This window comes from Cytobacillus sp., assembly GCF_964223445.1.
Lineage (GTDB): Bacteria > Bacillota > Bacilli > Bacillales > Cytobacillaceae > Cytobacillus.
In genome coordinates this window covers 1-20,213 of the sequence record NZ_CAXQGS010000060.1, presented here as the reverse complement: position 1 = coordinate 20,213, position 20,213 = coordinate 1, and the positions used below count along the sequence as shown (strand labels likewise).

At 42.0% G+C, this 20,213-nt stretch carries 24 protein-coding genes and 1 pseudogene; 14 read left to right on the top strand and 11 right to left on the bottom strand.

What is annotated here, in order from left to right; genetic code table 11:
- The 5 genes and pseudogenes from ACEQ1T_RS11760 to ACEQ1T_RS11740 all read right to left on the bottom strand — a co-directional run.
- Positions 1-188: pseudogene (locus ACEQ1T_RS11760) on the bottom strand (Na+/H+ antiporter subunit E); the annotation flags it as partial.
- A gap of 2 nt (positions 189-190) precedes the next feature.
- On the bottom strand, positions 191-1,684 hold the full coding sequence (locus ACEQ1T_RS11755) for a Na+/H+ antiporter subunit D (protein ID WP_206840365.1): 1,494 nt from the start codon (positions 1,682-1,684) through the stop codon (positions 191-193).
- On the bottom strand, positions 1,677-2,015 hold the full coding sequence (locus ACEQ1T_RS11750; RefSeq protein WP_009331655.1) for a Na(+)/H(+) antiporter subunit C: 339 nt from the start codon (positions 2,013-2,015) through the stop codon (positions 1,677-1,679). The genes ACEQ1T_RS11755 and ACEQ1T_RS11750 overlap by 8 nt, the downstream gene beginning before the upstream one ends.
- Positions 2,015-2,437, bottom strand: coding sequence for a Na(+)/H(+) antiporter subunit B (locus ACEQ1T_RS11745; RefSeq protein ID WP_370223060.1), 423 nt, complete (start codon positions 2,435-2,437; stop codon positions 2,015-2,017). The genes ACEQ1T_RS11750 and ACEQ1T_RS11745 overlap by 1 nt, the downstream gene beginning before the upstream one ends.
- Positions 2,424-4,826 carry a Na+/H+ antiporter subunit A gene (locus tag ACEQ1T_RS11740; RefSeq protein WP_370223059.1) on the bottom strand — a complete coding sequence of 801 codons (2,403 nt, stop codon included), beginning with the start codon at positions 4,824-4,826 and terminating at the stop codon, positions 2,424-2,426. The genes ACEQ1T_RS11745 and ACEQ1T_RS11740 overlap by 14 nt, the downstream gene beginning before the upstream one ends.
- A gap of 450 nt (positions 4,827-5,276) precedes the next feature.
- Between ACEQ1T_RS11740 and ACEQ1T_RS11735 the strand changes: the two genes are divergently transcribed.
- Positions 5,277-5,498, top strand: a complete 222-nt coding sequence (locus ACEQ1T_RS11735; protein WP_206840375.1) for a hypothetical protein — start codon at positions 5,277-5,279, stop codon at positions 5,496-5,498.
- A 137-nt stretch (positions 5,499-5,635) separates the two neighbouring features.
- Here ACEQ1T_RS11735 and ACEQ1T_RS11730 read toward each other — a convergent pair whose 3' ends face one another.
- The gene (locus tag ACEQ1T_RS11730; RefSeq protein WP_370223057.1) at positions 5,636-6,178 is read right to left on the bottom strand and encodes a hypothetical protein; all 543 of its coding nucleotides are present in this window, start codon (positions 6,176-6,178) and stop codon (positions 5,636-5,638) included.
- A 159-nt stretch (positions 6,179-6,337) separates the two neighbouring features.
- Here ACEQ1T_RS11730 and ACEQ1T_RS11725 point away from each other — a divergent pair, with 159 nt between their 5' ends.
- The gene (locus tag ACEQ1T_RS11725) at positions 6,338-6,895 is read left to right on the top strand and encodes a DUF5366 family protein (RefSeq protein ID WP_206840378.1); all 558 of its coding nucleotides are present in this window, start codon (positions 6,338-6,340) and stop codon (positions 6,893-6,895) included.
- 49 nt (positions 6,896-6,944) lie between these two features.
- Here ACEQ1T_RS11725 and ACEQ1T_RS11720 read toward each other — a convergent pair whose 3' ends face one another.
- Positions 6,945-8,807 carry a transglycosylase domain-containing protein gene (locus ACEQ1T_RS11720; protein WP_370223055.1) on the bottom strand — a complete coding sequence of 621 codons (1,863 nt, stop codon included), beginning with the start codon at positions 8,805-8,807 and terminating at the stop codon, positions 6,945-6,947.
- A 196-nt stretch (positions 8,808-9,003) separates the two neighbouring features.
- Here ACEQ1T_RS11720 and kapD point away from each other — a divergent pair, with 196 nt between their 5' ends.
- On the top strand, positions 9,004-9,624 hold the full coding sequence (gene kapD, locus ACEQ1T_RS11715) for a 3'-5' exonuclease KapD (RefSeq protein WP_370223053.1): 621 nt from the start codon (positions 9,004-9,006) through the stop codon (positions 9,622-9,624).
- A 39-nt stretch (positions 9,625-9,663) separates the two neighbouring features.
- Here the strand turns inward: kapD and ACEQ1T_RS11710 are convergent, their stop codons facing one another.
- Complete coding sequence (locus tag ACEQ1T_RS11710) at positions 9,664-10,044, bottom strand: kinase-associated lipoprotein B (RefSeq protein ID WP_370223051.1); 381 nt, start codon at positions 10,042-10,044, stop codon at positions 9,664-9,666.
- 121 nt (positions 10,045-10,165) lie between these two features.
- Between ACEQ1T_RS11710 and ACEQ1T_RS11705 the strand changes: the two genes are divergently transcribed.
- The 6 genes from ACEQ1T_RS11705 to ACEQ1T_RS11680 all read left to right on the top strand — a co-directional run bounded on the left by ACEQ1T_RS11705 (position 10,166) and on the right by ACEQ1T_RS11680 (position 13,350).
- The gene (locus tag ACEQ1T_RS11705) at positions 10,166-10,900 is read left to right on the top strand and encodes a peptidylprolyl isomerase (RefSeq protein WP_280516095.1); all 735 of its coding nucleotides are present in this window, start codon (positions 10,166-10,168) and stop codon (positions 10,898-10,900) included.
- Positions 10,901-10,982: 82 nt separating this feature from the next.
- Positions 10,983-11,192: a hypothetical protein gene (locus ACEQ1T_RS11700; RefSeq protein ID WP_009331645.1), complete on the top strand. Its 210-nt coding sequence runs from the start codon at positions 10,983-10,985 to the stop codon at positions 11,190-11,192.
- 80 nt (positions 11,193-11,272) lie between these two features.
- Entirely contained in the window at positions 11,273-11,836 is a 564-nt protein-coding gene (locus ACEQ1T_RS11695) for a superoxide dismutase family protein (protein ID WP_206840386.1), read from the top strand.
- Between the two features lie 99 nt (positions 11,837-11,935).
- A complete protein-coding gene (locus tag ACEQ1T_RS11690; RefSeq protein ID WP_206840387.1) occupies positions 11,936-12,310 on the top strand; it encodes a PH domain-containing protein in 375 nt (124 codons plus the stop codon).
- A 90-nt stretch (positions 12,311-12,400) separates the two neighbouring features.
- The gene (locus tag ACEQ1T_RS11685; protein ID WP_370223049.1) at positions 12,401-12,988 is read left to right on the top strand and encodes a nuclease-related domain-containing protein; all 588 of its coding nucleotides are present in this window, start codon (positions 12,401-12,403) and stop codon (positions 12,986-12,988) included.
- 128 nt (positions 12,989-13,116) lie between these two features.
- Entirely contained in the window at positions 13,117-13,350 is a 234-nt protein-coding gene (locus tag ACEQ1T_RS11680; protein ID WP_370223048.1) for a hypothetical protein, read from the top strand.
- A gap of 288 nt (positions 13,351-13,638) precedes the next feature.
- Here the strand turns inward: ACEQ1T_RS11680 and ACEQ1T_RS11675 are convergent, their stop codons facing one another.
- Positions 13,639-14,808: a MalY/PatB family protein gene (locus ACEQ1T_RS11675; RefSeq protein ID WP_370223047.1), complete on the bottom strand. Its 1,170-nt coding sequence runs from the start codon at positions 14,806-14,808 to the stop codon at positions 13,639-13,641.
- Between the two features lie 112 nt (positions 14,809-14,920).
- On the opposite strand from ACEQ1T_RS11675, the gene ACEQ1T_RS11670 reads away from it, so the two are divergent.
- The gene (locus tag ACEQ1T_RS11670) at positions 14,921-15,181 is read left to right on the top strand and encodes a DUF1871 family protein (protein ID WP_009331640.1); all 261 of its coding nucleotides are present in this window, start codon (positions 14,921-14,923) and stop codon (positions 15,179-15,181) included.
- A 62-nt stretch (positions 15,182-15,243) separates the two neighbouring features.
- On the opposite strand, the gene ACEQ1T_RS11665 is transcribed toward ACEQ1T_RS11670, so the two are convergent.
- The gene (locus ACEQ1T_RS11665) at positions 15,244-16,092 is read right to left on the bottom strand and encodes an alpha/beta fold hydrolase (RefSeq protein ID WP_370223045.1); all 849 of its coding nucleotides are present in this window, start codon (positions 16,090-16,092) and stop codon (positions 15,244-15,246) included.
- Between the two features lie 174 nt (positions 16,093-16,266).
- On the opposite strand from ACEQ1T_RS11665, the gene ACEQ1T_RS11660 reads away from it, so the two are divergent.
- On the top strand, positions 16,267-16,770 hold the full coding sequence (locus ACEQ1T_RS11660) for an Lrp/AsnC family transcriptional regulator (protein ID WP_206840393.1): 504 nt from the start codon (positions 16,267-16,269) through the stop codon (positions 16,768-16,770).
- Positions 16,770-17,945 carry an aminotransferase gene (locus ACEQ1T_RS11655; protein ID WP_370223043.1) on the top strand — a complete coding sequence of 392 codons (1,176 nt, stop codon included), beginning with the start codon at positions 16,770-16,772 and terminating at the stop codon, positions 17,943-17,945. The genes ACEQ1T_RS11660 and ACEQ1T_RS11655 overlap by 1 nt, the downstream gene beginning before the upstream one ends.
- A gap of 103 nt (positions 17,946-18,048) precedes the next feature.
- Here the strand turns inward: ACEQ1T_RS11655 and ACEQ1T_RS11650 are convergent, their stop codons facing one another.
- A complete protein-coding gene (locus ACEQ1T_RS11650; RefSeq protein WP_206840397.1) occupies positions 18,049-18,417 on the bottom strand; it encodes a helix-turn-helix domain-containing protein in 369 nt (122 codons plus the stop codon).
- A gap of 278 nt (positions 18,418-18,695) precedes the next feature.
- On the opposite strand from ACEQ1T_RS11650, the gene yugI reads away from it, so the two are divergent.
- Positions 18,696-19,094, top strand: coding sequence for a S1 domain-containing post-transcriptional regulator GSP13 (yugI, locus tag ACEQ1T_RS11645; RefSeq protein WP_009331635.1), 399 nt, complete (start codon positions 18,696-18,698; stop codon positions 19,092-19,094).
- A gap of 239 nt (positions 19,095-19,333) precedes the next feature.
- A partial coding sequence (locus ACEQ1T_RS11640; RefSeq protein ID WP_370223040.1) for a Na+/H+ antiporter NhaC family protein occupies positions 19,334-20,213 on the top strand: 880 nt, incomplete at its 3' end.

Here is a 20,213-nt window from a genome sequence, read left to right as displayed (position 1 = left end):
AGAAATAAAAGATTGATTACTGCCACAACTCTTAATAGATAAAAGCGTGAATCGAAAAATCTTCTGAAAGTAAAGATGATGAGCAGGCCAAAAAGGTATCCTTTAAGGAACGCAACCGGTTCGTACGATCCTGTTAAAAACATCCACATAAATCCAAGGAACACATTTAATAATATTTGAAATGCCATACTCAATACTCCTTTAAAACTGCTTCAATATATATTTCCGGATTTGCAAGAGTTTCAGCAGCCTGTGAGATATAGGGATAAACATACTCCGAGCCGACTCCGTAGAAAACGGCAATGACAATAAGGATAACCGGGGCAATCATCATTTTGCCGACAGGTACTTTGTCTTCCCCTTCATAGGCGCGGGGGGTACCCCAAAAGCCATTAATGAAGACTTTCATGATTGAAAAGAGCACAAGAAGACTGGACATTAAGACAATTCCTGCTCCCCAGTAATGTTCTGCTTCGAATCCGCCTTTCACAATTAGAAGCTTTCCAACAAACCCGCTTAGCGGCGGTATTCCCGCAAGAGCAAGCGCTCCGATGAAGAAGGTCCATCCCAGACCAGGATAGCGCTTGATCAACCCGCTTATCTTATGCAAATTGCTTGTACCGGCTATCGCTATAACGATGCCGGCAAGTAAGAATAGAGCCGCCTTAATAATCATATCATGAATCAAATAGAAGATGGACCCGGTAAGGGAATCAGTCGTCATCGCTGATACTCCGAACAAAATTGCTCCTACAGCAATGATGATATTGTAGATGATAATCTTCTTAATATCCCAGTAGGCAATGGCTCCAATGACTCCGGCGATGATCGACATAATCGCCAAAAAGCTCAAGAGCTGATGGGTAAATCCAGTATCATGATAAAAGAACAGCGTATAGGTTCTTGTGATGGAGTAAACACCGACTTTAGTCAGCAGCGCTCCGAATAAAGCCAAAACAGGAGCAGGCGGTGCATAGTAAGAGCCCGGCATCCAGAAATATAAGGGAAAGATGGCTCCTTTCAATCCAAATACGATTAAAAATAGCACAGCAATCACTGTAATGATTCCTGGAGGGGTCCCTTGGCTGGCCTCGCTGATGCGGACGGATATATGCGCCATATTGAGCGTTCCAACAACAGAATAAAGATAGGCTACAGCTATAACAAACAGTGCGGAAGATATAACATTGACAAGTATATATTTAATGGACTCCCTAAGCTGTGCCTTTTTTCCTCCCAATACAAGCAGAACATAGGAAGCCATCAGCATAACCTCGAAAAATACGAAAAGGTTGAAGATATCCCCTGTTGTAAAGGCACCGTTTACGCCAACAATTAAAAAGTTGAAGGCAGCATAATAGTAAAATTTCTCTCTGGCTTCCCCGATGCTCCAAAATGAATAAATCAAGCATAGAAATGCTATTATACTGGTTGTCAGCACCAGCAGAGCTGACATCATGTCAGAAACAAGCGTGATCCCAAACGGAGCCTCCCAGCTTGAAACATCCAGCGTTTGTATCCCGTCAACTCGAACCTTCTGAACCAGCAAGGCAGAAAAAATGATCGCAATCACTGATGAAATGCCTGCAATCCACCTTTGCAGCATGATTCTTTTAGCGGCGAAGATGAGAAGGACACCCGTAACTAAAGGGATCAGGATGGGCAATATCAAAAAGTTAATCATTTCCTTCAGTTCCTCTCATTCGATCCATATTATCAGTGCCAAGCTCCTGGTAGGCACGGTATGCCAGCACAAGGAAAAACGCAGTGACCCCGAAGCTGATTACAATTGCCGTCAGGATAAGAGCCTGGGGAATCGGATCAGTATAGGGTGCTTTTTCACCCAGCAGCGGGGCAGATCCTGTTTTTAAACCGCCCATCGTTAATATCAGCATATGTGCCCCATGACTTAAAAGCCCGGTGCCGACAATAATGCGAAGCAAGCTTTTTGACAGCATAAGATAAGTAGCTGACATAAATAAAATTCCAATAACAAAAGCCATTAATATTTCCATTATTCATCCTCTCCTATCGTTTGAATAATGGTCATCGTAACGCCAACAACAACCAGAAAAACACCCAGGTCAAACAGTGTAGCTGTATGGAGGGAAGTGTCCCCCAGGATTGGCAGGTCAACATGCCCAAAAGCATGGGTAAGGAAAGGGACATTAAATAGCAATGCTCCCGCTCCAGTACCAATTGCAAAAAGCAGTCCAACTGCAATCATATGAATATAATTGACCGGAAGAATCTTTGAGACCGTTTTCATGTCAAAAGCCAGCAGCAGCAGAACGATTGCCCCCGATGTAAGCAAACCGCCAACGAATCCGCCGCCCGGTGTATAGTGGCCGGCAAAAAAGATATGGATAGAGAAAAGAACAATGAGAAACAAAACTACTTTCGTAGCAGTCTGCAAAATAATATCATTTGTTTTCATTTTTCTTTCCTCCTTCCAGGCGAAGTTTAATCATAGCGAAAATTCCAAGAGCTGCAATTCCAAGAACCGTAATTTCAAACATGGTATCAAAGCCCCGGAAATCAACAAGAATAACGTTTACCATGTTTTTCCCGGCTGCTTCCTTATACGTATTCTCGACGTAATATTGTGCAATTGAAGGAAACATCTTATTGCTGTGGGCAGATAGGGCAATCATTGTGACAATTGCACCTACCCCGACAGAAATAAGGGCATTCGTCATTTTAAATCTCATCCGCTCCTCATGCCGAAGCTTTGGCAGATGGTAGAAAGCAAGCAGGAATAAAGAAACAGATATAGTCTCGATTACAAGCTGTGTTAATGCAAGGTCAGGCGCCCGGAAAATAACAAAAAATAATGAAACGGTATATCCGACTGCCCCCAGAAGAATGATGGATGTCATTCTGGATTTTACAAAAAGAATGGAAACAGATGCAGCAGCGATGACTAATGCCAGAAGAACCTCCGCATAATGAATGGTGGCCACATCGCTCGTGTCGAATTTAAAAGCATCTTTCAGAACCAGTGTGGCAGCCAAAGCAACAATGAAAAATGAAAAAATATACACAAGATAGGTTCTGATGAATCCGTTCATATATAATCTTGTTAAGTTTAAGGAAGCTCTTTGTGATACTTCCAGCATAGAATCGTAAAAACGATTTAACGCCAATTTTTCAGGGAACCAATTATACACACTTCTCCATTTCGGCAGAGTGACAAAAAGCAGAATTCCTAATGTAATAACACCCAAAGTCATGAACAGCTCAGGTGTAAATCCATGCCAGAAGTATATATGAGTATCATACACATACCCTTCAATAGGCATGATAGCGGCCTGTGCAGGAGAGATGAGTGTATTTGAAATAATATTAGGGAAGAAACCGATAATGATCACGAGTGAAGCCAGGATAATGGGTGATATTAGCATCCCGATTGGAGCTTCGTGCGGTTTCTTTTCTAATTGTTCAGGCTGGAACTTGCCTGTGAACGTTTTAAACACAAGAATCATGCTGTAAATGAACGTGAATACACTTGCTACCCAGGCAAGAACAGGGAATAAGAATCCCCATGTATCCAAATTAAAAATATCCATTTCCAGAACACGGACCATTCCTGTGAAGAACATTTCCTTACTTAAGAACCCATTAAAAGGCGGAAGCCCGGCCATAGAAAATGTGCCGATGATCGCCAAAGTAAAGGTAATCGGCATAAAGTTCATCAAACCGCCAAGCTTGCGGATATCACGGGTTCCGGTTTCATGGTCAACGATTCCAGCTACCATGAATAGGCTTCCTTTAAAGGTGGCATGGTTGATCAAATGAAAGACAGCAGCTGTAGTGGCAACCGTATAAATACTGTCTTCTACTGCTTCGAAGTGAAGTGCTGCAGCGCCAATGCCGAGAAGGGACATGATCATCCCCAGCTGGCTGACCGTTGAGAAAGCCAGGATGGCTTTAAGGTCAGTCTGTTTGACAGCTGAGAAGGAACCCCAAAATAATGTTGTAATGCCAAATCCTGCAATGAGCCAGAGCCAGAGCGAGTGCTCCGCAAATACCGGACTCATACGTGCTACTAAATAAATGCCTGCTTTAACCATTGTTGCCGAATGAAGATATGCACTGACCGGTGTTGGAGCTTCCATGGCATCCGGCAGCCAGATGTGAAATGGAAATTGTGCAGACTTGGTAAAAGCTCCAAGCAAAATGCAAAGCAAAGCAGGAACGAATAATGCGTGTGAAAATATCTCATCTGATTGAGCAATAATTTCGGAAATACTGAAAGTACCAGTCATTAAATAAAGAAGTATGATGCCTCCAAGCATAGAAAGACCGCCGAAAACCGTGATGATCATCGACTTCTGTGCACCATATCTTGATTTCTCTCTGTGGTACCAGTACCCGATTAGCAGGAATGAAGAAAAGCTCGTAAATTCCCAGAAAGTATAAAGCACAATCAAGTTATCCGAGAGGACAACTCCAAGCATAGCCCCCATAAATAGAAGCAAGTAAACATAGAAGGTGTTCAGTTTTTCTTTGTTTTTATCCAAATAATAGATGGAATACAGAACAACCAATGCCCCTATTCCGGTAATCAGCAAAGCAAAAAGCAAACCAAGACCGTCTACTTTAGCCGTGAAATCGATTCCAAGAGTGGGAATCCATGAAAAAGATTTTGTGACGGATTGCTGATTGGAGGTGATGGATAAATAAGAGATAAAATAACTGAATAAAAGGATTGGCAGAGGAAGTACGAACCAACCCGTATGTATCTGCCTAAAAAGCTTGTACACAATAGGCACAAGGATGGCAAGCAAAAATGGTGAAATTATTGCCAGGTGAAGCAAAGACAAAACATTACCCCCTTTAAATTAATTGTGTGTTACTCAACAAAGGATCCTATTATGCAGCTTGATGAAGCGGCTATATGGCATCTAACAGTTCAGCATATTTGGAAAACTGTATTTTTCTTCCGCAGCATGTATAAAACTTTTTCTGCTATATGTAAAGCGCTTAATAAAAGTTTTTCCACCTTCCCCCATATTATCCAGCCAGGGCAGGCGTGACAGGCGTGCCATATTCATCATTACTATCCGCTCATGCACCTCTGAACAAATTATAACCTAAAAATAAAGTCTGTGCATTCTTCAAACCCTTATCAGTAAAGGATTTATCCATTCTTATTAAATAGGTAGAAACACGAACTAATCAGGAAAAATTTTTTTGAAAAAATTTCACTAAAAGCAGCCTTTTTGTATAAAAAATCATTAATCTACGCACACTACTCTTAGGTGGTGTTGTGCATGATTAAGCATAAAATTTCAGCAGCCATTACAATCTTTGCCCTGTTGTTTGCAGGCGCCTGGATATTGGACCACCAAACCAAAAGGGAATTCTATACTCCCTCAGACGAAGAAGAAGTGGTCGAATTATTACCGGCAAATTACAAAATGGAAGCTGAAAATAAACAAAAGATGAAGGTATTTGAACCGAGAGAATATGTGAGGATACAGACAGCTTCATAAGAAAGGCGGAAATCGCCTTGCCAGTTCCGACACCTGGAAGGGGGAAACGCTCCTCCAAAAAGCTTGGAGAAACGTTCCTTGCGAAGCCAGACAACAAGAAGAGGATGAGGTATGGCTCATCCTCTCTTACTGCTGTATTAAAATTTGCTTCGGCCGCGGTTATGAAAAATCATGATGAAAAGCGGGACCGTAACGATGAAGGAAATTAAGAATAATAACATAAGTTTGGAGAAGGGCGTAATATTTTTCTCAATATTATCCGCATACAATTCAAAAAAATCCCTTATTGATTCATTGCCGAGCACATTGGATGCTGTAAGGAATTCATTTTTATCAAAATCATAGTAAAAGAAATCTTTCTTCTTAAAAATAAATAAGTCATCTCTTTTTTGTTCTAATTCCAAAAAAACAATTCCGATGTGAGATGAATACTCTTCAATTTCCTCCTCGTTTTCTGATGTTTTCGGGTCATCAGGTGCAGCAACTTTTGTTACTTGCCCCTGCATGCCGTATGCATCAATGACCGAAAAGGAATCTTCGCTGTAATAATGGACTGTGCTGCGAAGATGTTCTTCAATTATGTCCTCGAACTCTTTTTCAGCAGCAGCAGCTTTCGCAGGCATAATGTACTGAACTGACAGCAAGACGGCAAACAAAAAACAGCATATTCCTTTTTTCATTTCCTGCCCCCTTCTCTCTATTAAGATTTACTAGAATATGGTTTATGTCTATGCCGGGAAACACTGAAATATACAGATGGGATATGCAGTTGTAAAAATTATGAAAATAACAGATAATAGATAGCTAGAGTAAAGAAAGCCGCATATGGATGGGGAAAAATGAAAAATACATATCTGACGAGTTATTTTCCGCTCTTGGCGATAATTTTGTTTAGTACATCTCTGGCATTAAAAACCCAGATGGAACTAGTTTATTTTCTGAAAAAATCAGGAATTTACCAGGGGATGCTGGAGTTCTTTTCAGAAGGTGGCGTAAATTTGTCACTGACGGTTCTCCTCCTGGCCATTTTTTTTATGGTGTTTGCCGCCCTGAAATTGGTTGCAGATACGATAAACGGACTTTCACTTCTATTTTTTTCAAAAGATCTGGAAGGGGAAAGTCTGACAAAGGCAAGGAAAGGTTCAGCCATCTATTTTATTGGAGGTGCCTTGTCACTTCTGAGTTTGTTCAGTTATGCCGGAATTGGCATCCTCTTTGCGGCCGCTACCTTTATTTATTTCAGTTATTTTGTTTATAAAGCCAGTTCTTCATTGACTGCAGCCGGCATCGCTGGTGTGATTTTTTTTCAGGTTATGGTCTGGTCTTCTCTTTTAACAGGTATACTCTATCTTTCTTTGAAAATATACAACAGCATCCTGGCCAGTTTGCCGATATAGTAAAAGGAGGCCGCTGTAAAGGGCCTCCTTTTAGGGTAAACCAATCATTTTAATCAGACATTATATCCTTCCAAATCAGCAGCTGGGGAGAATCCGATTCGATAGCAGCCAGACTGCCGGGCCGATCTTTTCCGACCCAGACACCTGCTGTGTACTTGCCAGTTAAGCCTACGAACCAGAAATCATAATAGCCATTAGTGGTTCCTGTTTTGCCGCCGGCATAGCCATCTGGCAGGCGTGCTTTCCGGGCTGTGCCGGATTGAACGGTCCTGGCCATTAAATCCCTCACTTTTTCTATCGTTTTTTCGCTCCAAATCTGCGTTTGTAAATCCGCCCAGCTATAAAGCAAATTTCCTTTCAGATCAGTGACTTTACGGATGGATCTTGCCGGCCGGTAAAAACCATCATTTGCAAACACAGTATATGCTGATGTGAGCTCAAGCGGTGTCATTCCGTATGTGAAACCGCCTATAGCTGCAGACAGGGCATGATCTTTCTCTGAAACCTGTTTAAAACCAAATTTATCTAAATCACGAAAACCATTTTCAATTCCTATTTCGTCCAGCAGTCTTACTGCAGGTGTATTATACGAATAGATAAAGGCTTTTTCGAGTGTTGTCACTCCATATTTGGCACCGCCATAATTCTGGGGGCAATACCCATTTTTGCAGAAAGGTCCAGCATTCACTCGATCATGAATAGCTGCGCTGGTGTGCTCAATGTATGGTGCATAAACAAGCAGCGGCTTAATAGCGGAACCGGGCTGCCTGTATGCCTGAAAAGCTCTATTAAAGTCGTGTTTCTTATAATTCTTTCCGCCTGCAAGCGCTGTAATCTCATATGTTCCATTATCGATTACGGCTGCTGCACCTTCCACATCCTTGTAGGGGAGACGCTTATTAAGGGAATTTGCAGCCTTTTCCTGAAGGGCAGGATTCAGGGCAGTTTCAATGATTATGCCTTGTTGCATTATTTGGGATATTCTCTTTTCAAGCTGGGCGCTCAATGATGCTGTTTCCTGTTCACCTGCTTTAAGAAGCTTATCCTGATAGCCTTCTTGAACTGATATCAATTCCCGCAGCTCCGCTTCCACATATGAAATATAATCCGGATATAAATCTATTCTTTGTTTGACCTGAAGCTGAATCTGAATCCGTTCACTTTTTATCGTCTCAGCTTCCTTAGAGGAAATCAGCTGTTCTTCAGTTAATTGATCAATCAGCCGCTCCTGTCTTTCTTTTGTATGGCCAAAGTGTTTCATTGGATCATATAAGGATGGATTGTTTGGGATGGCAGCCAAAAAAGCTTCTTGAGCTTTGGTCAGGTCTTTGGCGCTTTTATTAAAATAGAGCTGGGATGCAGCCTCAATTCCGTAAGCTCCATTATGGAAATAAATTGCATTAATATACAATTCCAGAATTTTTTCTTTGGATAATTTCCGCTCCAGTTCATATGCATATAGGAGTTCACTGAGTTTGCGGTTATAGGTTTGTTCATGATTCAGAAAAATATTGCGCGCCAGCTGCTGGGTAATGGTGCTGGCCCCCTGTTCAATATCATCCGATTGGATGTTGACGGCCAGGGCACGTCCAATGGCAGCAGCATCGAATCCGGCATGATAAAAAAAATGCTGGTCTTCAGCTGTGATAAATACATCCTTAAGAAAAGGGGAAATGTCACCTGACGATAGGCTGATTCTGTTTACCGGATGATATATTTCAGAGATTACCTTGCCACTGCCTGCTTTAATATAACTTGTCTGGGGCAGGCTGACTTCTTTTAATTCAAGCCTTTCATCCAGCAGCTCATGAAATCCCTGGACTTTTTGCGATTCAGCAGAGACAGCAAATACAAGTAAAGAAAAAATAGGAAGCAAAAGAATGATAATCATAATTCCAGACCAGGTACGCAAAGGAATCCGCCTCCGTTATGTTAAACTTCTATCCTATTTTTCGGCTTTTTTTCTGAGGAGTTAAGCTTTTTTAAAAGAAGGCAGACACTGCTGAAAAATTCCGGCTTAAATGCAATTTACTCAGAAAATTGGGATATTTCATGCTATAATATAAGAAATTATGTGCGTAAATTTTCAATGGAAAGCAGGTGAAAACATGGGGGAGGAACACCAATACCTATTTATTGATTTTGAATTTACCATGCCCGAGAAAGGCAGTGCATTCAGAGGGTTTTTTCCGGAAATTATCGAAGCGGGAATTGTATCAGTCATCAGCAATCAAGTTTGTGAAGAGTTCTCTTCATATGTAACTCCTGTCCGGTTTCCGAAATTGTCCGAGCGCTGCAAATCCTTTCTGCATATAACACAGGAACAGGTAGACCAGGGCATCGATTTTCTTGAACTGGTGAAAAAAATGATAGATATGAACAGGAACCGTCCATGCACGATCGTTACGTGGGGAAATATGGATATGAAGGTGCTTAGGAATAATTGCAGCCAGGCTGGAGTTGATTTTCCGTTCAGAGGCAGGGAAGTGGATCTTTCGATGGAATATAAACGGTTTTTTGGGGACCAAAACCAGACAGGATTATGGAAAGCCGTTCAGGAATACGGCAAGGAAGGAACAGGAAAACATCACCGGGCTTTAGATGATGCCTTAACAACTTACAATATTTTCAGATTGGTAGAAAAAGATAAGAAATATCTGCAGAAGCCGGAACCTACTACAATTGGAGATCGGGTGGACTTCTCGAAGCTGTTTAATAAATTTGCCTGACAAGCCAAATCCATCAAAACGATTTGGCTTGTTTTCATTTTACTTAAAATAATCCTTTTCCAATGAGTCAAGATTCCTTATGCTTTGTTCTGCCCAGGGAGAAGAATCTCCTTCCAGCTCCGTTCTCAATTTATCCAAAGCTATTTGCAGCGAATTCTTATAATCCGGCATTTCTTCTTCAAATGGCTTTACCATTTGCTTAGGCACATTCGTTTGCTCTCTGTATGCAAGCGCGCGGCGCTCATGGAAAAGCATTACGTCCGCCTCCTTAGGATTATGCAAATCGCCCTGCATTGGGTGCTTTAAGACCGCCAGCACTCTCACCAGGTAATGCTGTGGCCGGACATCTGTAACTTCCCCGATATATTTGCCTGTTTTATAGATGGCTGTTACTTTGTCGCCAATCTTTACTTCTGTCAACCTAACCTCTCCCTTTCGTTTTTCTTTAGCCCTATTATGAAGCTTGAAAAAACAAAGTGCAAATTTTCAATAAATCAGGTAAGCTAAAAAATGATTAGTTTTTTCATAGGAGGATGAGAAAATGAAATGGCATTTTTTAACTCCGATTCTTTTTCTGATGCTAATCCTGTCAGCTTGCGGGACAAGCACTGAAAAAGAAGCGGACAAGGCAAATGGCTCTGATGCTGAAGAAAGCCAGACAAATAACCAGGCAAGTGAAGAAGCACCGGACAGCTTTCCGCAATTAACAGGAGAAGCCGAGGGAAATGAAAGACTAGTGGAAATGCAGACATCGAAAGGGAATATTAAAATTAAACTTTTCCCGGATCAGGCTCCCAAAGCCGTTGAAAATTTCATTAAGCATAGTGAAGATGGCTATTACGACGGCTTGATTTTTCACCGGGTCATTCAGGACTTTATGATTCAGGGCGGTGACCCCGAGGGAACCGGCATGGGCGGAGAAAGCATTTACGGTGAAGCATTTGAGGATGAATTCTCTAATGAGCTATATAATATCCGCGGAGCTTTATCCATGGCGAACTCTGGTCCCAATACTAACGGAAGCCAATTCTTTATTGTTCAGAACACAACGCTTGATCCAAGCTTGAAAGAGCAAATGGAAAAGGCCGGTTATCCGGAAGAAATTATCAAAGCTTATGAAAAAGGCGGTACACCTTGGCTTGACAATAAGCACACCGTTTTTGGACAGGTTGTTGAGGGAATGGATGTAGTCGACAGCATCGCAGCAGTTGAAACTGCCGAACAGGACAAGCCTGCGGAAGATGTGGTCATTGAAAAGATCGAGGTTTTAAAATAAGGTTTTAAACATTGGACTGTGTATTCATTGCTGATATAATAATTCGGGTGGACACTGCTTTTAGCAGAAAGGATTGATTAGGTTGTTGCAATGGTATGTACTGTCGCTGTTTCTATATTTTCCGGAAGATAAGTCAGAATATGGCCCAGCAGCTGTAACGTTTGCCATCTTTTTAGTTGCGGCCATTCTTACGATGAGATTAATTATCCGTGTATCAAAGCGCGAAGCAGCCAAAGCGAAAGAGCTTGAAGAGCGCATCGATAGGCAAAATAGACAAGGAGGGAACAGCTGATCGGCTGTTCTTCTTTTTTGTTTATTGATTATATGATTGGGCAACACTAAAGACAAAATGTCTTGATGGAGGATTCAATCATGAGAAAAGCGTTAATGCTTGGTTTTGTTCTTCTTCTGTCCGGCTGCGGAGAAGAGAATATTACAAATACGGAAGTTGAAATGTTTAATGCTGCAGGTGATTCATTAGGAATCATTAAGGTGCAGGAACAGGCGAGCGGAGTAAAATTGAGTGGGGATCTGAGCGGACTGCCGCCGGGGGAACTCGCCATACATATCCATGAAGAAGCAAAATGCGAACCCCCTGACTTTAAATCGGCAGGAAATCATTTCAATCCTGACAATAAGGACCATGGGCTTCTTCACCCGAAAGGCTCACATGCGGGTGATCTTCCCAACCTGATTGTTGAGGATGACGGCAAGGTTAAGATTGACTTTATGGCGCCCCAGGTCACATTAAAAGAAGACAAAAATTCTTTGCTCACAAAGGAAGGGACCTCCATTGTCATCCATGAAGGGCCAGATGATGGCATGACTCAGCCGGCAGGAGATTCAGGAGAACGCATTGCCTGCGGCCGTATTTCAAAAGATAAAGAAGAAGAAGGGCAGAAAAAAGCGCAGGACGATCAATCAACAGAAGAATAAGTAATTGAAGGCTTTCCTGGAATGGAGAGCCTTTATCACTGGGAATTTTTCCGTACGATCCGTATAATGGAGTTAAACCTTATAATGGAGGTTGGTTAAATGGGAATTTTCGATGGTTTTATCGGCAATGCATCTGAAGCGGACATTAATGAGGTTCAGGAGGAATTTGCAGCAGTCCTTGCCCCGAGTGAACAGGTTGAAAAAGCATACAGGCTCGTCCGCGATTTATTCATTTTTACAAACAAGCGCCTGATTCTGGTGGATAAGCAAGGAATCACAGGGAAAAAAATCGAGTATCATTCCATCCCATACAAAAACATCACCCACTTCAGCATTGAAACTGCAGGCAGCTTCGATCTGGAGGCCGAATTAAAAATTTGGATCTCAGGATCAGACGAACCAATAGAAAAGCATTTTAATAAAAACTTGAACATATACGAAGTGCAGAGCGTGCTTGCTGAATATGTACTATAAATCCCCTTGCTATTAAAGCCAAGGGGATTTTGCTTGTAGTCTTGGTGGAGTTTTCATAAAATTAAATTATCTTACTAGAGGATGTGAGTGATGATAAACAAACTCCGTTTCGAACCAAAGGAACTGGAAATCCTCCGCTTTCTGTCCCGCCGCCTGGAACTGCCTTTGAAAAATGAAAATCTGTATCTATATTTAGAGAAGGGCTATGCAGGCGAGCAGCATTTTGACAGGGAGCTTCAGGGCTTGCCAGATTCTTGCATTATTTTAAATGATCTATTGCTGGAAAACGGCAGTACCCATTTTCAAATCGATACTCTTCTTATCGCCGGCGGCACCATATTCATCTTTGAAGTGAAAAACTACGAAGGGGACTATTACATAGAAAATGAAAGATGGTATTCCCTGCTATCCAGAACAGAAATAAAAAACCCCCTCCTCCAGCTGCAAAGGAGCGAAACCCTTTTAAGGGGCCTCCTTAAAGAATTCGGCTACTATCTTCCCATCAAATCACATCTGATCTTCATTAATCCCGGCTTTCAGCTTTATCAAGCTCCTATCAATATTCCTGCAGTATTTCCTTCGCAGCTTAAACGATTCCTGGAGAAATTAAAAAATATCCCTAATGCGGTTAAATCGAGAAACCTGAAGCTGGCAGAGCAGTTAAATGCCGCAGCTTGAAGGAGAATTCCTATGTGCGGATTCCAGAATTCACTTATGGCCAATTGAGGAAAGGGATTATATGCAGTTCGTGTACTTCGTTTTTAGCCCCCTTTACTCAAGGTTACTTAAAATGCGGGGAATGTGGTTTGAAAGAAAATGTGGACAATGCGGTACTTCGCTGTGTGAAAGAATTTAGGGTTTTGTTTCCTGATAGGAAAATTACTACAAATGCAATAGTGGATTGGTGCGGTGGTATTGGTTCTGGGAAAGTGGTGCAGAGGATACTGGGGAGAAATTATGAGAAAAAGGGGAGGGGGAAAGCTTCTTATTACCAAGCATGCCAAATGGAAGAAAAAATGAATGGAGGTCAGATAGATTAATAGTAGCAAGGGAATTGGGAAAAGAAGGATTAACGCCGAAAATAGGAGAGAGGAGAGAAAATGGTAGTTAATCGGATGGATTAATGCCGAAAATAGGAGAGGGGAGAGAAAAATGGTAGTTAATCGGATGGATTAACGCCGAAAATAGGAGAGGGAAAGAAAAATGGCAGTTAATCAGCAGTATTTGCGACGAAAAAAAGAGAAACAAGAGAGTATGGTAATTAATAAAAACCGCGATATCCCAGCACACAAAAAAAGCACGGCTCAGCCGTGCCTCCGCAAACACTATTACGCAAAAGCTCTTTTCAGCCTCTCCAGCCCTTCCGCCAATACTTCATGCGGGCAGGCAATATTCATCCGGACGAAGCCTTCACCGCCGGGACCGTATTTCGGGCCTGGTTCCAGGGCGAGTTTCCCTTTTTCCAAAAGGCTTTGGCGCAGTTCGGCATCAGTTAATCCCAATCCGCGGCAATCAAGCCATAGAAGATAGGTGCCATCCGGCTCCATCAGGCGAATACCTGGGAGGTGTTCCCCAATAAACTCCGCAGCAGTTCTTTTATTCTCAGCCAAATAATCCATTAGACCATCGAGCCATTCTTCACCATGGCGGTAAGCTGCTTCCATGCCGATAATTCCAAAGGCGGATAGCGTGAAGAATCCTTGCTTGTGCTGTTCTGCCTGAAAAGCCTTCCGCCGCTTCTCATTGCTTATAATGGCAGCTGAAGCTTGAATCCCTGCAAGGTTCCAGGTTTTTGTCGGAGCTATGCAGGTGATTGTGAGGTCTGCAAATCGCGGATCCAGTGAAGCAATGGGATAATGCTTATGCCCTTTATAGATTAAATCAGAATGGATCTCGTCAGAAAGAATAAGGCAATCATATTTAACGCATAGCTCCCCTATTTTCCTCAGTTCCTCTTCTGTCCACATTCGGCCGCCCGGATTGTGCGGATTGCAGAGAAGGAATAGCTTCACGCCCTCTTTCAATTTGTTTTCAAAATCGGCAAAATCAATCTCGTACCGGCCATTCTCGAGTTTCAATTGAGAATTAACGACAGTGCGCCCATTCTGTTTAATCATCTCAAAGAATGGAGTATATACCGGAGACTGCAGCAATACTTTATCCTCTTTTTCAGTAAAAGCCTGGATGGCAGTTGCGATGGAGGGAACCACTCCCGTGCTGTATAGAATCCACTCATTTTCGATTTTCCAGCCATGCCGCTTGTTAAGCCACTGTCCGATAGATTCTGCAGTAGAATCCGGTGCATACGTATATCCGTAGACCCCATGAGCCATTCTGTCTTCAATCGCCTGCTTTACTTCTTCAGGAGGCTGAAAGTCCATGTCTGCTACCCACATAGGCAGTACATCGGATCTGCCAAAAACCTCCCTGGTCCGATCCCACTTAACAGAAGCTGTATTTTCTCTGCTGATTTTTTGATGGAAATTAAAACGATTCAATCCTGTCACCGCCTTAAGAATTCTTTTATGTACCCTGACTCTATGATATGATATTGATGCTAAAAATTAAAATATGCGGCTCAATCGGCCGAATAATAAAAAGGTGATATACATGGAAATTCAGCAAACGAATCTTTTGCTTGTCTACACCCTGGATCAGTGGGATCCATTTGGAGTGGGGCCGGGTAATTATGATACTGAAATTGCGGATTCAGTCCAGGCAGTCCATGATTTAAATGATTTAATGAAATTGGCCAGGAAGATTCAATCCATTTATGAATTTTCGTTTGAGGAAATCATTCCTTTGGAAAAATGCAAAGAAATCTCAGGGCGTCTTCTGGAAATCAAGAATAATGGCTCCTGTGCTATATAAGATAAAAAACGGCAGCTCTCAGACGTTGGGGCTGCCATTTTTTATAGACAATACTATACTCCCTATACACTCTCCTGTACCCGAACGGTATTCATAAAACTCCTGATGTGCTTCAGAACATCTTGCGGCCGTTCTTCCGGCACTAGATGCCCGGTATCTTTTAAAACCACCAGCTTGGAATTTTTCAAATCCTTATTCAAACGTTTGCCGATATGAAGCGGGACGACTCTGTCCTGTTCTCCCCAAATTAAAAGACAAGGTGTTTCTATTTTCTTCAATGCAGAGGCAGGCATATCGCCTTCTCTGTCACGGATCATCCTTGTTAATGCCCGGAAAATATCGTCCTCTAAGAATGGCGACAAATATCCGTAAAGCATTTCATCATCTATCATGGAATGATCGTAGACAACATTTTTTAAATTTTGCTTTACCCCTGAGCGCTGAAGATATAATTTAACATACAGATGAAAGAAAGGTATGTAGCTTGAAAAAATGACATGCGGCTTCATTCGCTTCATATATCCGGAACTGCACAGCAATATTGCCTGGTCTACGAGTTCAGGCTTGGAGTGTGCGACATTTAAAACAATCTGGCCTCCCATGGAATGCCCTACTAAAGTAACTTTTTCAAATCCCAGCTTTTCTGATAAGCGGATAACCGTGTCCGCCAGGTTTTTGTATGAGTAGATGAACTGCTGGGATTTCCCGCTTTTGCCGAAGGGCGGCAAATCCATTGATACCACATTGAATTCCGTTTGCAGCAGAGGAATCAGCCTCCGATAGCTAAAGGTGGATGACAGAAAACCATGCAGCAGAACCAGAGTATTCATGGAGGACTCATGCTGGTAGTATTCATAATAAACATCTGTTCCATTAATTGGCTCTGTTCCTGAAAAAGTCGCTTGTATCATTGGCCTTCCCCTCCTGGTCCCAGTTTTACTTTATTTTCCCCTTAAACTTAATCTTGACACATATGATTTTAAAGAAATTAATAAATAATGAAAGTGACACATTTATTTTCCGAAGTTTTTGCTATAATGTAACTATTTTATAGAGTAAATCACTAAAGAATGGGAGCGACAAAGGTGAAATTAACTGAAAAGCAAATAGAGGTTTTGGAAATTTTAGAAAACAACAGTGCGCGAATCCCTGTGGAAGACATTGCAAAAATGGCTGAATTAAGTAAAGCGGAAACTGAAACTATTTTAGATAAACTCGAGGAAATGAAAGTGCTTGTTCGTTATAATTCCGTTATTGACTGGTCGAAAGTCGACGGTCATGAAGGAGTTACCGCTATGATTGATGTGAAGGTCGCTCCAAAGCGCGGGGTGGGATTTGATGAAGTTGCACAGAGAATTTACCGTTTTAAAGAAGTAAGGTCTGTCTATTTAATGTCCGGTGCCTATGATCTTTCTGTCATCATCGAAGGGCGTTCCATGAATGAGGTTGCCCGATTTGTATCAGAAAAGCTGTCGACTCTCGATTCTGTCTTATCGACAACCACACATTTTATTCTAAAAAAATATAAGCATGACGGCACTATTTTTGAACAAAGTGAAGACGACAAACGAATTGTGGTGTCACCGTAATGAATGGAACTAAGTCTTATTTATCCAAAACGGTAGAAGAGCTGAAGCCCTCCGGGATTCGCCGCTTTTTTGATCTTGCTGCAGGAATGGAAGGAGTCATTTCCCTTGGTGTGGGGGAACCTGATTTCATTACACCCTGGTCAGTGCGTGAAGCAGCCATCCTATCCCTTGAGCAGGGATATACCTCCTATACGGCTAATGCAGGGTTAATGGAGCTTCGGGAGGAAATTGCAGGCTATATGCAGAAAAGCTTCAGAGTTTCTTATTCTCCCCAGAGTGAAATAATTGTGACGGTGGGAGCGAGTCAAGCGCTGGACATAGCTCTTAGGGCAATCCTCGATCCGGGTGATGAAGTCATTGCTGTAGAACCAAGCTTTGTATCCTATGTGCCATTAGTGTCTCTTGCGGGCGGTGTGCCTGTTCAGGTCCAAACTTTAAAAGAGAATGGGTTTAAGATTCTGCCTGAGCAGCTGGAAAATGTAATCACTGACCGGACTAAAGCCATTATACTTTGTTCTCCCAATAATCCGACCGGAACAATGTTAAGTGGAAGTGAACTGGAGGCCATCGCCCAAGTAGCTGAAAAGTACGATTTGCTGGTTCTTTCTGATGAAATTTATGCGGAGCTTGCTTATGATGGAGAGTATACGAGTTTTGCCACAATCAGCGGAATGAAAAAAAGAACCATCCTGATCTCGGGATTTTCAAAGGGGTTTGCCATGACAGGCTGGAGATTGGGATTTGTCTGCGCTCCTGAGACGATCTGCCAGGCAATGCTGAAAATTCACCAGTATGCGATGATGTGTGCGCCTACGATGGCTCAGTTTGCCGCTCTGGAAGCCTTGAAAACTGGCAGATCAGATGTCGAGGATATGAAAAAGAGCTATAAGCGCAGGCGGAATTATTTCGTTCAGTCCCTAAATGAGCTGGGTTTAACATGTCATGTGCCGGGCGGAGCTTTTTATGCTTTCCCATCTATTGAAAGTACGGGACTTTCTTCTGAAGAATTTGCAGAAAAGCTGCTGCTGGAGGAAAAGGTGGCGGTGGTCCCAGGCAATATTTTTGGCGAAAGCGGGGAAGGCCATGTACGCTGCTCTTATGCCACTTCCATGGAACTTCTGCAGGAAGCAATTAAGAGAATTGGCCATTTCTTAAAGCGAAACCAAAAGGCATAAAAAAAGGACAATCCACAACAGATTGTCAACTTCAAAAAGGGGGGAATACTAGAAAGCCTTACACTACAAGGCTAACCAGTATTCCTTTTTTATATACTCCCTTTTATAAAACTTTTTGATTATATTTGATTTCAAATAGCATTTGCATGACACGGAGGAAATCCTCCTCGCTGAATTCCTTTGCTTTGCGCAAGATGAGCTTAGCTTTTTTGGTGCCAATTTCACGCACAAGCTGTTCGATTTCATAATCGATACCTGACTGTCCCTTTTGAAGTTCCTGTTCAAGGAGCTCAGAAGCTGGAATATCGAGGGCGGTTGAGATTTTTAAAACAGTCTGGGTATCAGGAACCTGGTCTCCATTTTCATATTTTGCAATTGTCCCCGTTCCAACTCTCACTTTCAAAGCGAGCTGCTGCTGGGTTATATTTGCCCGTTCACGGTAAGCTTTAATGTTATGGCCGATATTTGACATATCCATCACTCCCACTGTCAATTTCTTCAAGCTTTATTTTATCACTAGAAACCTAAGATCCATTCTTTACTTCATGAACATTTCGTTAACAAACAAAAAAAGATGTCTGCATATTGTTTGCAGATTGATTTATTATAATGAATGGCTGTCAGAATTATTTATGGTATAAAATGGATGTGAATGGCATTAAAATCATTTTTGATATTTTTGTGAAGTTATGATATAATTTTTTATTGCGTATAAAGAGATAAAATTTGAATTTAAATAGGAGTGTTTTCATGTCTGAGAAAATCGAAGTAGGCAGTGTTATTACAGGAAAGGTAACAGGTATTCAGCCATATGGTGCGTTTGTGGCATTAGATGAGAATACACAGGGATTAGTCCACATTTCCGAAGTGACTCATGGTTTCGTTAAAGATATCAATGAGCATCTTAAAGTGGGCGATGAAGTAAAGGTGAAGGTGCTATCTGTTGACGAAGAAGCAGGTAAAATTGGTTTATCAATCCGTGCAACAGAAGAAGCTCCACAAGCAGAAGCGAAAGCTAGAAAGCCTCGCAAGCGCCAGGCAGCTCCAATCAAAATGGAAGACGAATCTGCACAGGGATTCAACACACTTAAGGATAAGCTTCAAGAGTGGATTGACCAGTCCCAGCGCGAGGATCTTATTAAGAAGTAATAAAATGGATAAACCGGGTTTCCTGCCCGGTTTTTTATTTTTATTCAGATGCAAAAATTATTTGCTTGTTCGTGCAAAATGAGCGAGCGCTCGACAAATTCTTTTGCACTCATAGTTACATAAAACAGAAGAAATATCTATTTTTTAAGATAAATAGTCTGAAAAATGTTGGAATTTTATATCTTGGCATTAATCTTGCAATAGTTAAACCAATTGCAACTTTTAAAGGAGGAACATACATGCAAGAAACAGGAAAGACAATCCCTTTCTGGTTTTCAGTGCTGCCGCTGCTGGTGATGATTGCTGCCATGATTATTACAATTGTTAAGTTTGAGGGAAGCCCCCATGTGCCTTTAATTACCGGAACAATTGTATCCGCTTTCATCGCCTGGCGCTTTGGCTATAAGTGGAACAATATTGAGGAAGGCTTCTATAAAGGCATTAAGTTAGCGCTCCCGGCTATTTTGATTATTATAATGGTCGGTTTGACAATTGGCTCATGGATTGGCGGGGGAATTGTAGCGACTATGGTTTTTTACGGATTAAAGCTGATGACGCCATCCATGTTTTTAGTCTCCATTTGTATTATCTGTGCCATTGTCACTCTGGCAATCGGAAGCTCATGGTCTACAATGGGAACGATTGGCGTCGCCGGAATAGGAATTGGGATCAGCATGGGCATCCCGGCTCCGATGGTGGCAGGTGCTATCATCTCAGGCGCCTATTTCGGAGATAAAATGTCACCGTTGTCCGACACGACTAATTTGGCTGCGGGAATCACAGGCACAGATCTTTTTGAGCATATAAAACATATGTTTTACACAACCCTTCCGGCGCTGGCCATTGCCATTATTGCTTATTGGTTTTTGGGAAGGCAATTTGGCGGGGATGATTTGAATAGTGATAAAATTACTGGTGTCATGAATGTTTTATCAGAGAATTTCGTCATCTCCCCTTGGCTTTTACTGGTGCCTGTAATTGTTATAGGGTTAGTGGCAAAAAAGGTGCCTGCACTTCCAGCGCTTGCGGTTGGTGTCTTCCTTGGCTGGCTATGCCATATTTTTGTCCAGGGCGGTGCTGTGGGGGATGCCGTCAACACTCTACAGGGCGGCTTTTCGA

What these genes read in the sequence shown, in the direction of transcription:
- ACEQ1T_RS11745 (WP_370223060.1), bottom strand. Translation starts at nt 2,437, where the DNA reads ATGAAAACAAATGATATTATTTTGCAGACTGCTACGAAAGTAGTTTTG.
- ACEQ1T_RS11670 (WP_009331640.1), top strand. Translation starts at nt 14,921, where the DNA reads ATGGAAATTCAGCAAACGAATCTTTTGCTTGTCTACACCCTGGATCAG.
- kapD (WP_370223053.1), top strand. Translation starts at nt 9,004, where the DNA reads ATGGGGGAGGAACACCAATACCTATTTATTGATTTTGAATTTACCATG.
- ACEQ1T_RS11695 (WP_206840386.1), top strand. Translation starts at nt 11,273, where the DNA reads ATGAGAAAAGCGTTAATGCTTGGTTTTGTTCTTCTTCTGTCCGGCTGC.
- ACEQ1T_RS11755 (WP_206840365.1), bottom strand. Translation starts at nt 1,684, where the DNA reads ATGATTAACTTTTTGATATTGCCCATCCTGATCCCTTTAGTTACGGGT.
- ACEQ1T_RS11735 (WP_206840375.1), top strand. Translation starts at nt 5,277, where the DNA reads ATGATTAAGCATAAAATTTCAGCAGCCATTACAATCTTTGCCCTGTTG.
- ACEQ1T_RS11705 (WP_280516095.1), top strand. Translation starts at nt 10,166, where the DNA reads ATGAAATGGCATTTTTTAACTCCGATTCTTTTTCTGATGCTAATCCTG.
- ACEQ1T_RS11725 (WP_206840378.1), top strand. Translation starts at nt 6,338, where the DNA reads ATGAAAAATACATATCTGACGAGTTATTTTCCGCTCTTGGCGATAATT.
- ACEQ1T_RS11685 (WP_370223049.1), top strand. Translation starts at nt 12,401, where the DNA reads ATGATAAACAAACTCCGTTTCGAACCAAAGGAACTGGAAATCCTCCGC.
- ACEQ1T_RS11750 (WP_009331655.1), bottom strand. Translation starts at nt 2,015, where the DNA reads ATGGAAATATTAATGGCTTTTGTTATTGGAATTTTATTTATGTCAGCT.
- ACEQ1T_RS11650 (WP_206840397.1), bottom strand. Translation starts at nt 18,417, where the DNA reads ATGTCAAATATCGGCCATAACATTAAAGCTTACCGTGAACGGGCAAAT.
- ACEQ1T_RS11690 (WP_206840387.1), top strand. Translation starts at nt 11,936, where the DNA reads ATGGGAATTTTCGATGGTTTTATCGGCAATGCATCTGAAGCGGACATT.
- ACEQ1T_RS11655 (WP_370223043.1), top strand. Translation starts at nt 16,770, where the DNA reads ATGAATGGAACTAAGTCTTATTTATCCAAAACGGTAGAAGAGCTGAAG.
- yugI (WP_009331635.1), top strand. Translation starts at nt 18,696, where the DNA reads ATGTCTGAGAAAATCGAAGTAGGCAGTGTTATTACAGGAAAGGTAACA.
- ACEQ1T_RS11730 (WP_370223057.1), bottom strand. Translation starts at nt 6,178, where the DNA reads ATGAAAAAAGGAATATGCTGTTTTTTGTTTGCCGTCTTGCTGTCAGTT.
- ACEQ1T_RS11665 (WP_370223045.1), bottom strand. Translation starts at nt 16,092, where the DNA reads ATGATACAAGCGACTTTTTCAGGAACAGAGCCAATTAATGGAACAGAT.